Here is a 13,779-nt window from a genome sequence, read left to right on the forward strand (position 1 = left end):
GTAATGGGTACGGCGTTCGGCGCATTCACCGTTCAGCAGTCGGCATTTGCCGACGATATGTCCGGAATGAAGATGAGCGCCGGCGCAATGAGCCCGGCGGCGGCGTCATCGAAATCTGCGTTGAGTGACGCGGAAATCAGGAAGGTCGATCCGGCGACCGGCATGGTTACGCTTAAACACGGCGCGCTGGAAAACGTGGGTATGCCTGCCATGACGATGGCGTTCAAAGCGAAGGACGCCGCGATGCTAAAGCAGGCTCACGAAGGCGATAAGGTGAAAGTCCGCGTTGAGAACGTGGGCGGCACCATGACCATTGTGACAATGCAAAAGCGCTAGCTTCATGGCGGGCCGGGTTGTCACGCACGCATGATTTTAGCCGTGCCGTGAGGGTGTCTGACAGGCTGCGCAGGTCACACGCAGCCTGTCGGTCACAAGGGCAAAATGACACAATAATCTGATGTATTTACACTTGCTGCCAGTCGCGCCAATTAATTGCACAAGGTTTTCGAGTTCGGGATTGACGCGCGAGAATCCCGCGGGCAAAGCCCCATGACCTTCTTTAGAATCGAAGGTAATTCCGGAGTCAGGAACATCCATGTCTGTACGCTACAACGCTGCGTTCACGGCGCTTCTCGCTGCGGCCCTCTTTGGCGCGACCACCCCGCTAGCCAAGACGCTGCTTGGCACCCTGTCGCCGTTCATGGTCGCCGGCTTGTTCTATCTAGGCAGCGGAGTTGGCTTGGCCGTTGCTATCGCCTTCCAGCGCGTCAGGCGTTCCGACAAGGAGCGTGCTAACGAAAGCCGGATTCAGATGGCTGAAGTGCCTTGGTTGCTTGGCGCAATTGTCGCCGGTGGCATCGCGGGCCCGGTGCTGCTGATGTTCGGCTTGAGCACCTCGCCAGCCGCGACGAGCTCCCTCCTGCTGAATCTTGAAGGCGTGTTTACGGCGGTCATCGCGTGGGTTGTATTTCGTGAGAACGTGGACGCGCAGATTTTTCTCGGCATGGTGGCAATAGTCGCCGGCGGCGTGGCGCTGTCATGGCAACCGGGCACGTCCGGCATATCCATTGGCGCACTACTGGTCGCTGCCGCCTGCGTTTGCTGGGCGATCGATAACAACCTGACGCGAAAGGTGTCGACGAACGACGCCATGGTCATTGCCTGTCTGAAGGGACTGATCGCCGGATCGGTGAATCTTTGTATCGCCCTTTTGCTTGGCGCGCATCTCCCCGGTTTGGTCAGGACGGGAGCGGCCATGCTCACCGGTCTGGCCGGATACGGTGTCAGCCTGGTTCTGTTTGTGGTCGCGTTGCGCAACCTGGGCACCGCGCGCACCGGCGCGTACTTTTCAGTCGCACCGCTGTTCGGCGTGACCCTGTCATTGATCTTGTGGCCGGATATACCGGGTCCGTTGTTTTGGGTGGCGGCCGCATTGATGGCGCTCGGCGTGTGGCTGCATATTCGCGAGCGTCACGAGCACGCGCATACGCATGTGTTGATGGAGCACAACCACCGGCATCGGCATGATGAGCATCACCAGCACACACACGACTTCAAATGGGATGGCGACGAACCGCATACCCATCCGCATCAACATTTGCCGATCACGCATACGCATGGACATTTCCCGGATATTCACCATCGGCACGTTCATTGAGCGGCAGCGGATTTCTTCATCTTCAATTCGGTCTGCCATGCATCCAGCGCCCTGCCGACTCCCTATATAGCCTTGACGCGACGCAATCCTGCAGTCGCGCCAATGGAGAAAACCATGAGCAAGGTATTGCGGAAAGCGGTGTTGGCGGGTGTGTCGGTCGCATTCTTGTGCGGCTCTGCAGCAGCGTTTGCGCAGGGTGGCGGTAACGGGAACGGTGGCTCGGGCGGCGGCAATGCGCACAGCGCTGCAACCGCTGGAATGACGCATTGGGGCGATCCGGTCACCATGCCGCGAAGTTCCATGCCCCGCAATATGCAAAGTCCGGCAATGGACAATAGCGCCGACATGGGCGCGATGCCGTCGAATGGCGCCACGGGTGTTGCAAGGAACGTGCAGTAAGAGGAACTCATGCAAGCGAGCGCTGGACGCCGGTCCTTGGCGTAACGTCGTCGCGTTTGGGCGGACGGCTGGAGGTCTATGGTTAGCATCGACTTGGTGCAGCGCCGCGAAACCTTCAAGCCGAAAATTTTCTTCCGCCACGAGTTTCGCTCTGTAATCCAGAGACACAATTACGCTTGAACTAAGCAAGGTTCCTCCGCTCCTATTTAAGAAATGCGGGAGACCATCACATGCTTAAGCCAATTGCATTATTCGCACTTGTTGCGTGTCTGGGCGGTTGTGCCGTCGCGCCGGGTTACGGCTACGGCTACGACGGATACGGAGACGCTTACGCAACGGGTTATGGACCGTATTACTACGGTTATCCGGCTGTCTACGGTGGTGGTATCTACGTGGGTGGGGGTGGCGGGTACGGTGGCCACTACTATAACCACTGGCATGGCTGGAACCACGGGTACGGAGGTGGCTTTCACGGCGGCGGCTGGGGCCACGGTGGCGGCTACGGGCACGGCGGTGGCGGGGGACAGTGGCAGGGCGGTGGCGGCCATGGCGGCGGCCACGGCGGAGGCCGCGGGTAGTACCGCAGTCAGGCACCAACGTATTGAATAAGCCTGACCAGAGGGCTGCTTGGGCGTAGCGCTCGCCGGACGGTCTCTTGGTAATCAAGCATCCTGCGAATGCGCTTGGCTGCCTCAAGCGCATTCGCCGAACTGCGACGAACAAAGCTAGCAGAACACGCAGAGCGACAAGCCGCAGATTCCGGTAAAGCTTCTCCTCCGATCCCGCCAGTCCGGTCAAATTTTCCCGGCTTGGCGGCGACTGAGAGAAACCACGCGCCAAACAATTCACTCACGCTTAGGCTTGGCGAGCCCCTCATTTATTAAAGCGGGGCTCTTTGGCTTTTCGTTAAATTGCAGGCGTAGCCGCTACCGCCGATGCTGAATCCTGACTAGCCGCAGGAGCCGTTTTGCCCGCGCCGGTTGCAGATTTCTTCGCGGCAGGTGCTTTCTTGGCCAACGCGCGTTTCGCGGGTCCTTTCTTTGCAGCTGCTTTTTTCGCGGGGCTGCTCGCCACCCTTGCACTCTTGGCCGACACCTTCTTGGCAGGCGCCTTTGCGCTTGGTGTTTTCGCCGATGCTTTCTTGGCTCCAACTTTCTTTGCTGCCTTCTTGCTTGCAGGTTTCGTCGTGCTTGCTACTACCGCATTGGTGGCACTGTGGTTATCGATCAAGAATTTCGTGCGGTCTTTAACGTCCTTGATCCAGAGCGGCGGTCGGGCCCAGCCACTCCATGTTTCACCGGTCTTCGGATTGTGATACTTGGCAGGCAGCTTCGGCTTTGTTGCACCTTTTGCCTTGGCTTTGGACGTTGAGCCGGCAGGCCGGCCGCGGCGCTTCTTCGTGGATGAATGCGCTTCAATATCAGCGGTGGTCAGTCCATGGTTTTCCATTAGCTTGCGGATCTCGTCGAGCACGGATTGCGCTCGTTTTGCGATCAACGCTTCGGCTTGCGCCTGCAGTTTTTTCAGCTTGGCTTGGATCTGTTCCAGAGTAGGCATTTTGGTTTCCTTAAGAGTGATTGCCCGCACTATGCCATGCGTTCTCTGATTTCGGAAGCGGCCAATAGGCCTTGGTATTAACGACCTGCATCTATTAATACAGTTTGTTTCAATCACTGACAAAAAGTCGCGGCTTTACGGCTTGCATGTTGAATGCGTGGCTAGTGTTCTGCTGCGGCTGAAGCATGGTCAAATTGGCAGACGTGGAGGTCTCGCGACTCTCCACTGTGCTATTCAGCTAGATGATCCTGGCATCGGTCAGGTCCGCATCTTCAATGCAGAGGATATCGATGCAATTTTGCGAAATGCCGAGGACATTGACTGTCCGAACGCACGGGTAGCGAGAGAGAAGAGCCGCCATTGTCGCCGGGAAGGGCAAGCCGAAAGCAAAGAGCCGGGCGAAATGCTTTGGTCGAAGAGGTGTTGATTAGCGGCCCGGATCCGTCTGACCGGCAAGCCGCTAATGCATGAGGATGCCTGCCTGCTTGCCAGTCCGCCGCAGCGGCCGTTAGCGCGTCCACGACGCTTTAATACCGGTAAGGAGGCGGCCGGTGCCGCGGCGGCGGGCGATGATGATGGTGTCTGGGCGGCAATGGTCGGCAACGCCGCACATAATGACCATGGACCCAGACGCGCCGGCATTCTTGCCGGGGCCGTGCGTCAGCCACCGATGGAATGGCGGTGCTTGCCGCAGCGGTCAACAAGACGACCGCGAGAAATCTTCGCATAGATACTCCACAAAAATACGGACAGAACGTCTACTAGCCGATGCACTATCCGGCGATAAAAAATGAGTCCGCGTTTTCAGCTGGAACAGGCGTTCAAAACGTAAACGCGGCACCCTTGAGGCTACTTCTTCGAGCTCTTCGAAACCTTCGCCGCAGCTTTGACCGCTGGTTTCTTGGTGGGTTTCTCATCGGCCTCGGCGGCGGTCTTCGGCTTTTTCGGTGCTGTGCCGGTCGCGGCGGCCTTTGGTTTGGCGGCCTTCTTGGTTGCGGTCTTGGTTGCAGTCTTGCGTGCAACCTTGGCGTCGGCTTTGGGCTTGGCCTTCGGTGTCTTGACGCTGTCCTTGCCAGCCGGTGTCGCTTTTGACTTTGCCTTGACCGGCTTCTTTACGGGTTGCGCGGCACCCGTATCCACTTCGTTTGCTTCATCGGGCGGCGAAGCAGCGGCAAGCTCTTGCTCAAGCAGAGCGCGTGCTTTTTCCCAATACTCCATGGAGCGCCCTTCGGGACGACCGTCCGCTTCCCATAGATGGTAGGCGTGCAAACGAAGCTTTTCTTCCAAAGATTGGTTTTGCATTCCATTGACCGTTTCGCGTATTCGAGCGTTTATGTTACAGGAGCGTCTCTGCGCGTTTTCAAGGGCGGAGGCTGCATTCGGAGCGCCGGTTGCGCTCAGGATTGATCTGGGCATGGCGCGCGGTTAGATCTTGCCACGCTATAAAAATGTCTTTTTTCCCGTGCTAGGATGTCTCGCGGATAAGTTTGAGGGATGGCAATGACAACCTTGTATGAGACCTTATCGGTCTCGGAAAATGCGACGGCCGAAGAGATAAAACAGGCTTACCGGAAGGCCGTCATGCGTTGGCATCCGGACCGCAATGTGGGTCAGGAGCATGTCGCGCGAGCCGCGTTCCTCGACGTTCGGCATGCTTACGCAATTTTGTCCGATCCCGCGCAAAGGCTGGTCTACGACTCCGTTTTTGCTGAAGAAATGAAGCGTCAGGAGGAACAGCGCCGACGCGAGGAACAGGAGCAGGCTGAACGCGAGGCCGCAGTGCGCGCGGCGGAGGAGGCGGAATATGCCAGCCGCGTCGCCCTGGCGATGCGCTTCGCCACACAAGGCTATAACCGCGACGTCGTCCGCGGCGTGCTGCTCGCCCACGACTGCAGCGACGACCTTGCATGTCGTATTGCCGACAGCGCCCTTGCTCTGCACTCATCCAGGCAGTCCGAGGTTGCATCTGCGCAGCCCGGGGAGATCGCTCCTGAGACCCACGGTACGCAGCAAGAAGGGGACCCGGTACCCACCGACCGTGTGCGCTCGTTCTCCGATATCTGGATGCCGTTCTGGAACGTGCTGCGATCCTGACCGCCTGCCCCTGGCAGGTCGCAGTCTTGCTACATTCTCTGAATAAGCACCGCCAGGGATGCTCTACATCTCTTCACATTTTATTAGCTAATGCATTTGCATGCGTCCGCTGGCTCGTCACGACTCAGCGCGCGGCACTTGCCGCGCGCTCACGCGAGAGGGGGTTGCCGAAGCGCGCGGACCCAATAACCGCGTCGCAGGAACATACTGACCATTAGAACCAGCACGACGCTGGCGATGCAGCGAGAGCCAACGGCGCGCCCAGCCTTGGCGGGACAGTCCTGAAATCTGGTCTTAAAATCTGCTGAAAGGGAAGAACGGTCTGGAGATGCTGATGGAGCATGCCTACTTCAAATTGCTGCATCTGCTGTCGGGGCATCCTGCATGGGCTCTCACGGTTGTATTGCTTGCCGCGTTCTTTGAATCCATTGCATTTATAGGCACGTTTGTTCCGGGCAGCACCGCCATGTTCGTCGCGGGGGCGCTGGTCGGCACCGGTTCGCTCAACCTCGGCTGGGTCTTCGCGTGCGCCCTCGCAGGGGCCGTGGCAGGCGACGCCGCCAGTTACTGGTTCGGTTGCAGCCATAAGGAAACCATCGCCAGATTGTGGCCGTTCCGCACGCACCCCGGCATGTTGACGGCGGGGAAACGCTACTTCGAGGCGCACGGCGCAAAAAGCGTGATCTTCGCGCGCTTCATTGCACCGCTGCGTGCGGTCGTTCCCGTGGTCGCGGGCATGATGGGAATGCGGCCGCTCCGGTTCCTGGTCATCAACATCATCTCGGCGCTCGTCTGGGCGCCCGTGCACATTCTTCCGGGCGTTGTGTTCGGGGCATCGATCCAACTGGCGGGCGCCGTGTCCTTCCGGCTCGTCGCGGTGCTGGCGATCCTGGTTGCCGTCACCTGGCTGACGTTCAAGCTGACTAGCCTTCTCGTGTCACACGCTCGGGCCTGGACGGATTCCTCACGCCGCAGCCTGCTGCTTTGGGCGCGTCGTCACCCCGGCAGGACCGGCCGGATCGCCCTCGGTATCCTGGACCCGAAGCACCAGGCCGCGGCGCTTATCGCGGTCATCTCCGTGCTGCTGCTTGCTTCGGCCACCGTGTTCTTTTCCACGTTGCACGGGGTCTCGCACGGCGACCCGCTAGTTCAGGTCGATGTGTCGGTTTATCGCTTCCTGCAATCGTTCCGGTCGTCCTGGGGCGATGCGGTCCTGGCGGTGCTCGCCACGCTGGGCAGCGTGACGACACTGACCGCGCTGACGGTCCTGGTTGTCATATGGATGGCGTTCGAGCGTCGCTGGCGCACGGTTGCGTACTGGCTGACTGCAGTCGCCTTTTCCCAGCTATTGATCCTGGCGATCCAGATCACGATCCAGCGTCCCCTTCCGGGTGCGGTCGCCTCCAGCCTGCGCGCGTTCCCGAGCAACCACGTCGCTGCCAGTGTCGTGATCTACGGCTTCCTCTCGTTTTTGCTGGCCCGCCGGGTGGGGGCGGTGGCGCGAGTATTCGTCGCGATGGCAACCATCGCCGTGCTGGCCTCGATTGCCTTCTCGGGGCTTTATTTTGGCCGCTTCACCTTCTCCGATGCCATCGGCGGCGCCGCACTTGCCGCCACCTGGGTCTTTCTCGTCGCACTCACCGCCGTGTGGCGATACCCCGCGAAACCGGCGCCACGCGCGATGATGCCCGTCGCCGTCCTGGTGGTCGTATGCGCGAGCGTCGCGCTGCAGCTCAGGACGAGCCTTGACGCGATGGCGGTCGAAGCCGCGCCGCCGGCTATCGTGGTGACGCCTATGCAATGGACCGATACCGTATGGCGGACCTTTTCTTGCTATCGCTCAAGCATGGACGGCGACCGGCTGGAACCCATCACCATTCAATGGGCCGCAACCGCCGGGGAGATTCGCACACAACTGGAGAGCCGGGGATGGACAGAAGGAACGCGTTTATCGGCGCGTAGCGTCTTGTCTCTCGTGTCTCCCAATGTGGTGGCCACCGCGCTTCCCGTGTTGCCGAGGTTGAATAATGGCGAACCATCGGTGCTGGTTTTTACGCGTGCTCACACGAGCGTGGACGAACGCGATGTCTTGCGATTCTGGCCGACGCAGTATGCAGTGGCGCATCGGGGTGGACAGCCGCCAACACCTATATGGCTTGGCTCCCTTATCCACGAGCGGCTGCTGCGCCCGTCGTGGCCGTTTAATGTGCTGCGCCCGGACAAGCGGATCGAGCAGATGATTGCCGAGCATGGGGAGGCATCGCCGTGGAGTGGCCTGGAGGTGGCGAGAAGTGCCGGCTGCGGGGGCATTCCTGTGACGCTGGTGGCGTCAGAGCGGCAATGAGTGAAGTAGTGAGCAGTCGGTAATGAGTAGTAGGAAAGAAGTCACGAAGCCGTGAAATGATGTCAATCCTGCACTTGTGAAGCAACGAGCTTTAAACGCAGCATGGAACACAAGCGGCGGCCGCGCGACGCCGAATGCTTCAGGAGACGAGTACTTGATACAGATTCCACCGTCGGCAATCGAGAACTGGGGAAGCGCAGCGGTCTTCGCCAATGTGCTGGCCACGCGGCTGGGCGTGCCGCTGCCGGCTATTCCCGTGCTTGTCTTCGCCGGTTCGGCAATCGCCAGCGGGAATCTGGTTTTCTCCCACGTGCTGTGTGCGGCGGTAGTCGCAGCGTTGCTTGGCGACGGGGTGTGGTTTTCCGCAGGGCGCATTTACGGCCGCCGCCTGACCGATATTCTCGGGCGTATGTCGTTATCGCTCGATGCCAGCATGCGCACCACGCGTGCGTTATTTGAACGCTTTGGCGTGGTGATCGTGGCGGTGGCGAAGTTTGTTCCGGGCCTTGCGCTCATTACGCCGCCGCTGATGGGCACCACGCTGATCGCGCCGGTTGTGTTCGTTGCCTGGGACACGTTGGGCACGGTGGCCTGGGCTTCGTTCTGGCTGCTTGGCGGCGCGTTGTTCGAGCGGCAACTCGGGTTGTTGCTGACCTGGCTAAGACCCCACGGCGGATCCATACTCGATGTGCTGTTTATCGCCGCCGTTCTTTACCTGACGTATCGATACCTGCTGCGCTGGCGTTTCCGGAAGTGGCTGAGCCGCAGGGTCGTCTCGCCCGAGCGGCTCTACCGGATGATGCGTTCAGGCACGCCGCCCCTGATTCTGGATGCGCGTCCGGCGTCGGTCCGCCGTGACGAGCTGTATCGAATCCCGGGGGCATGGCTGCTTGACGTCGAGTCGCTGGAGACCATGGATGCGAATCTTTCGGCAAGCGATATTGTTGTGTACGGCATGTATCCGAACGACGCGACGGCCAGGAAGGTTCGCAAGCAGTTGCTGCGGAAAAAGGTCGTGAACGTTCGCATCTTGTACGGCGGCCTGGACGAGTGGGCGCGTCGCGGTTATGCGGTCGAGCCGCTGCCGCCGGAATTCAACCTGTTCGCCGCATCGATGGCGCGTTCTTAGTCCGCCGCTCCCTTGGACCCGTTCGTGTACGGCTTTCCTGAGCGAGCACACACATTCGTATGCCTGCTTTAGTGGGGATGTGCGTCACGAAATCTCGTGGCTAAATGCGTCTAACGATTCGAGAGGACAAGTCCCAGGCCACTCGAAGCGAATAAAAAAGACCGGGCCGCGCGCGAATTTTCGCGCTGCCGCGCTCACAATTCCGAGGGAGTAGACGGGGATAAGCTGACGCTGAAGTTCAGCACGGGGATGCCGGTGATGATACGACGGGGTAGAACAAGGGCGGCGCGTAACCGGCAAGTGAAACGAAGCGAATTAAATAGTTAACGAGGGGAGAGGTGGCGTGCCGGCGGCTGGGCGTGGCGAGACGCCTGGTCGTCGGACGCGCTACACTTTTTTCTTTAGCAAAGACGGCGGAACCATGCCGCCATTGGTTCGCCTGATCCGCTTGATCAGGCCAATTGCTGCGCAAGCGATTTCGTCAGCGGGCTGTCCACATCGCCGGTGTGTTTGGTCGTCACCGGCTCGATCAGCACAATCCAGCATTCTTCTTCGGCCACCGGGTTATGCATGACGCCGCGCGGCACGACGTGCATGGATCCCTCCGGCAACTGGACCGCTTGCCCTCCTTCATACTCAATCCGCAGATTCCCGCGCACGACGTAGAACAGTTCGTCTTCGCCAGCGTGGTTATGCCAGACGAGCTCGCCCCTGACCTTGGCGACTTTCACATATTGATCATTTACTTGCGCTACGACCTTGGGTGACCAGTATTCGGTCACCGCGTCGAACGCCGTCTTCAGGTCGACAGCACCCGCTGAAAAGGCCAGATTCATAGTCATCTCTCCACTTAATTGGTCTCGCAGCCACATTGCCGCGAAGCAGGGGGCGAGTGCGTCAATCCGCGGCCACACCCGGTTCCCAGTACACATTTAACCCCATTAACCCGGTCAGCGTTTGCGCCGCCGTTTTCATCCTTTCCCCCACCTCGTTCATGGTGGGTACTGGCGCTTGATCGATGCGTTCTATGTACGGCGTGGTCAGCGAAGCAATTGCGTGTCCGTTTCGTCCGAACACGGGATAAGCGAGATTCTTGACGCCCTTGACCTGGCGGCTGGGCATGCGTGCATGTCCGCGTTCCTTGATCCGCGCCAGATCGGCGGCAAGCTGTTTTGCATCGACCGGGAGTTCGCCGTCAACGGGGACGTGCAGCTTGAGCATCCTCTTGCGTTCCAGTTCCTCCTGGAATGCCATGAGCACTTGTCCCGAGGCGGTATCGGTCATGCCGATCAGTGTTCCCACTTTCAGTGAGAAGCCCCAGCGTTCCGGACTCTCCACACCAGCGACAATCAGCACGCGCCCGTCCTGATACACGCAGAGGTGGAACGACTGCCTGACGTCGTTGGCCAGTTGCGTCATCAACGGCAGCGCGGTGGTCACCAGCGACCTTACCGGCTGATGCCGGTGAGCAAGCTGGAACAGCAGCAACGACAACACGTACCGGTCGCCTATTGCCAACAGATATCCACGCGCTTCCAGCGTGACGACCATGCGGAAGATTTCCGCAGTCGTGCGCCCGAGTGTCTTCCCCAGGTCAGCCAGTGACAACCCCTCAGGATGACTCGCCAGCAGTTCGATGATGTCCAGCCCCTTTTCGAGCGCCGGCGCCGAATATCGCGTGTTGTCCAAAATCTCTCCTTGCTCTCAAGCCAGATGTCCGCCTTCAACCGATAACCGGTAACCGATCCCGACACGGCGGGATCCGGCAACGCATGGCGTGATTGTAGTTCGTGAAACCCTTGCATTTGACGCCATCGTCGACGGAAACAGGGGGCAGGCGGGCATCGGGAAAACACCGACATAAATTCATATATGAAAGAGCGTTTTATCTTTAAAATGATTTGCATCGATGGAAAAGTGGTCCGCAAGACGAGCGGGACACAAGTCCGCGGCGCGGAGTGATTCGCGTACCAACATCGGCATGGGACCGGATGTAAGGCGCTAAAGCCCCAACTCCGGTCGACAGAGAAGGCGACGCTAATGGCTGAAGTGGCATTCAAACAGGTGCAGAAGTCGTTCGGCGCCGTACAGGTGTTGAAGCAGATCGACCTGACGGTAAAGGACGGCGAGTTCCTCGTGCTCGTGGGACCAAGCGGTTGCGGCAAGTCGACCTTGCTGCGCGCGCTGGCGGGGCTGGAAGGCGTGACGCATGGACGGATCCTGATAGACGGCCGGGTGGTCAATGACCTGCCGCCGAAGGACCGGGACATCGCGATGGTGTTCCAGAACTACGCGCTGTATCCGCACATGAGCGTGTTGGAGAACCTTACGTTCGCGCTGAAATTGCGCGACCTGAAGCCCGATGAAATCGCGGCGCGTGCAAATCAGGCCGCGGCCATCCTGGGACTTCAGGATCTGCTCGGCCGATATCCGCGCCACCTGTCAGGTGGTCAGCGTCAACGCGTGGCGATGGGGCGCGCGATCGTGCGTGACCCGAAGGTGTTCCTGTTCGACGAACCGTTGTCGAACCTCGACGCAAAGCTGCGTGTGCAAATGCGGGCAGAGATCAAGGCGCTGCATCAGCGCTTGCGCGCAACAACGGTCTACGTCACGCACGATCAGATTGAAGCAATGACGATGGCCGACCGCATTGTCGTGCTGAACGGCGGCGTGATCGAGCAGATTGGTGCGCCGCTGGAACTCTACGATGACCCCGACAACCTGTTTGTCGCGAGTTTTATCGGCTCGCCTTCCATGAACCTTTTTAACGGCCGCTATGAGTTGCAAGACGATGGCGCGCGGGTTCGTATCAGCGATTTCTCGATACGAGTGCCGGTGGTCAACGCCAAGGACGGCCAGGAGGTGACGGTCGGCGTGCGGCCCGAGCACCTTGCGGTGGCGCAGGCGGGCGGCATTCCATTCAACGTCGATGTAGTCGAACCGACGGGTGCCTCCACTGAGTTGTTCGGGACGGTCGCGGGGCAGCGCTGCTGCGTGATCGTGAACGGACGTTTGTTGCTGAGCCCGGAGCAGGGCATCCGCCTTGACGCGGAGCTTGAGAACACGCTCGTGTTCGACACCGCCACCAGCCGCCGGTTGCGCTAGAAACGACCACACGCAAGCCGTGCCGCTCGACGTCACGGCACATAACAAAGGAGATGAATCATGGTTAGGGATTCGATAAAAACCGGCCTCAAGATCACTGTGTCGGTACTGGCTTTAGCGGGTCTGGTCGCAACCACCGCCGCCCGCGCCGACAACGAATACAAAGGCTATACGCTGCGCGTCAAGCTGATCGGCGGAGTGCAATATGAAGCGCTCTACACGCGCATTCCGCTATGGGAAAAAGAGACCGGCGCGAAGGTCGAGATTGTCTCGCGCAAGAGTCACTTCGAACTGGATCGTGAGTTGAAGCAGGACATTGCTTCGCAACATATCGACTATTGCGTGTCGTCGAATCATACGAATTTCTCCGCGCAATATCCCATCTTCCGCGACCTCAAGGGTTTGTTCCCCGCGAGCTATCTTGCTGCGTTCGCGCCTGCTTTGTTGAAGCAGTCCGAGGTGAAGGGGCAGCTTGTCCAGATCCCCAGGTCAACGGATATAGAAGCGCTCTATTACAACAAGACCGCTTATGCCGATCCGGCGAATCGCGATGCGTACAAGAAGCAATTCGGCGTGGATCTCGCGCCTCCGAAGACCTTCGCCGAATACACACAGCAGGCGACGTTCTTCACCAAGGCGCCGAACTTCTACGGCACGCAATTCCCGGGCAAGGACGAAGCGCTGACGGGCACTTTTTATTCGCTGCTGGTGGCGAACGGGGGCCAGTTGCTCGATGCCAAGATGCAACCCAGGTTCAATTCGCCGGTGGGCGTGAAGACGCTCGACTGGTTCGTGAATCTGTACAAAGCGGGCGTAGTGCCGAAGGGCGTGCCGAGCTACGTCTGGGACGATCTTGGCAACAACTTCGCGTCAGGCAAGGTCGCGCTCGATCTCGACTGGCCGGGTTTCGCATCGTTCTATAACGACCCGAAGACGTCGAAGCTCGCCGGCAACGTGGGCGTGGTTCGTGCGCCGCTCGGTGCGGCCAACAAGCGGCCGGGCTGGTCGGGTTCACATAGCTTCTCGATCACGAAAGTCTGTGCGCGGCCGGAAGTGGCGGCCAGTTTCATCCAGTTCCTGACGAGCAAGGATTCACAAATGGTCGAAGCGCGCCTCGGTTCGATTCCTTCGCGTATTGATGCGCAGCAGGCCATCGTGCAGGAGTTCAAGACGAAGGACGACCACTTCATGGCGGACGCGGTCGCGACCTTCAGTCAAGCCGCGAAAGAGGACTCGTTCACCCCGCCGCGCGTTGCGCAATGGAACGAGATATCCAATGCGCTGTGGCCGGAATTGCAGAAGGCGATCATCGGCGACGAAACCTCGCAGCAAGCTTTGGACAATGCGGCGAAGAAGGTCGCGGACATCATGCAGGACGCGGCGGACAACCAGTAACCGACGATCAACATGCAATCCAACACGCCTTACTCGATCGGCGGCAAGCCTGCCCTGGCTACACCGCGCCGGCGCATACCGCTGCCGATCAAGCTGCTC

General features: G+C 59.5%; 13 protein-coding genes. 9 read left to right on the top strand and 4 right to left on the bottom strand.

Going from position 1 to position 13,779, the window contains the following annotated elements; genetic code table 11:
- Positions 1–3 precede the first annotated feature (3 nt).
- The 4 genes from ABH944_RS12895 (at position 4) to ABH944_RS12910 (ending at position 2,634) form a co-directional block, all read left to right on the top strand.
- A complete protein-coding gene (locus tag ABH944_RS12895; protein ID WP_404606481.1) occupies positions 4–336 on the top strand; it encodes a copper-binding protein in 333 nt (110 codons plus the stop codon).
- 259 nt (positions 337–595) lie between these two features.
- Positions 596–1,657, top strand: coding sequence for a DMT family transporter (locus tag ABH944_RS12900; protein WP_404606330.1), 1,062 nt, complete (start codon positions 596–598; stop codon positions 1,655–1,657).
- Between the two features lie 114 nt (positions 1,658–1,771).
- Positions 1,772–2,056 carry a hypothetical protein gene (locus ABH944_RS12905; RefSeq protein ID WP_404606332.1) on the top strand — a complete coding sequence of 95 codons (285 nt, stop codon included), beginning with the start codon at positions 1,772–1,774 and terminating at the stop codon, positions 2,054–2,056.
- A gap of 230 nt (positions 2,057–2,286) precedes the next feature.
- On the top strand, positions 2,287–2,634 hold the full coding sequence (locus ABH944_RS12910) for a hypothetical protein (protein ID WP_404606334.1): 348 nt from the start codon (positions 2,287–2,289) through the stop codon (positions 2,632–2,634).
- A gap of 328 nt (positions 2,635–2,962) precedes the next feature.
- Here the strand turns inward: ABH944_RS12910 and ABH944_RS12915 are convergent, their stop codons facing one another.
- Both ABH944_RS12915 and ABH944_RS12920 read right to left on the bottom strand, forming a co-directional pair.
- Positions 2,963–3,613, bottom strand: coding sequence for an H-NS histone family protein (locus ABH944_RS12915; protein WP_404606335.1), 651 nt, complete (start codon positions 3,611–3,613; stop codon positions 2,963–2,965).
- 849 nt (positions 3,614–4,462) lie between these two features.
- The gene (locus tag ABH944_RS12920) at positions 4,463–5,029 is read right to left on the bottom strand and encodes a DUF2934 domain-containing protein (RefSeq protein WP_404606337.1); all 567 of its coding nucleotides are present in this window, start codon (positions 5,027–5,029) and stop codon (positions 4,463–4,465) included.
- 84 nt (positions 5,030–5,113) lie between these two features.
- On the opposite strand from ABH944_RS12920, the gene ABH944_RS12925 reads away from it, so the two are divergent.
- From ABH944_RS12925 to ABH944_RS12935, 3 genes are all read left to right on the top strand, one after another.
- Positions 5,114–5,707: a J domain-containing protein gene (locus tag ABH944_RS12925; RefSeq protein WP_404606339.1), complete on the top strand. Its 594-nt coding sequence runs from the start codon at positions 5,114–5,116 to the stop codon at positions 5,705–5,707.
- A 334-nt stretch (positions 5,708–6,041) separates the two neighbouring features.
- On the top strand, positions 6,042–8,051 hold the full coding sequence (locus ABH944_RS12930; RefSeq protein WP_404606340.1) for a bifunctional DedA family/phosphatase PAP2 family protein: 2,010 nt from the start codon (positions 6,042–6,044) through the stop codon (positions 8,049–8,051).
- Positions 8,052–8,205: 154 nt separating this feature from the next.
- Positions 8,206–9,180: a VTT domain-containing protein gene (locus ABH944_RS12935; RefSeq protein ID WP_404606341.1), complete on the top strand. Its 975-nt coding sequence runs from the start codon at positions 8,206–8,208 to the stop codon at positions 9,178–9,180.
- A gap of 452 nt (positions 9,181–9,632) precedes the next feature.
- Here the strand turns inward: ABH944_RS12935 and ABH944_RS12940 are convergent, their stop codons facing one another.
- Positions 9,633–10,016 (bottom strand): cupin domain-containing protein, encoded by a 384-nt coding sequence (locus tag ABH944_RS12940; RefSeq protein WP_404606343.1) that lies wholly within the window; start codon positions 10,014–10,016, stop codon positions 9,633–9,635.
- Between the two features lie 61 nt (positions 10,017–10,077).
- On the bottom strand, positions 10,078–10,869 hold the full coding sequence (locus ABH944_RS12945) for an IclR family transcriptional regulator (RefSeq protein WP_404606345.1): 792 nt from the start codon (positions 10,867–10,869) through the stop codon (positions 10,078–10,080).
- Positions 10,870–11,220: 351 nt separating this feature from the next.
- On the opposite strand from ABH944_RS12945, the gene ABH944_RS12950 reads away from it, so the two are divergent.
- Together ABH944_RS12950 and ABH944_RS12955 are read left to right on the top strand one after the other, a co-directional pair.
- On the top strand, positions 11,221–12,285 hold the full coding sequence (locus ABH944_RS12950) for an ABC transporter ATP-binding protein (RefSeq protein WP_404606346.1): 1,065 nt from the start codon (positions 11,221–11,223) through the stop codon (positions 12,283–12,285).
- Between the two features lie 60 nt (positions 12,286–12,345).
- Positions 12,346–13,680, top strand: coding sequence for an ABC transporter substrate-binding protein (locus ABH944_RS12955; protein WP_404606348.1), 1,335 nt, complete (start codon positions 12,346–12,348; stop codon positions 13,678–13,680).
- The last annotated feature ends 99 nt before the right edge of the window (positions 13,681–13,779 follow it).

The sequence above is a fragment of the Caballeronia udeis genome (assembly GCF_044909315.1).
Lineage (GTDB): Bacteria > Pseudomonadota > Gammaproteobacteria > Burkholderiales > Burkholderiaceae > Caballeronia > Caballeronia udeis_A.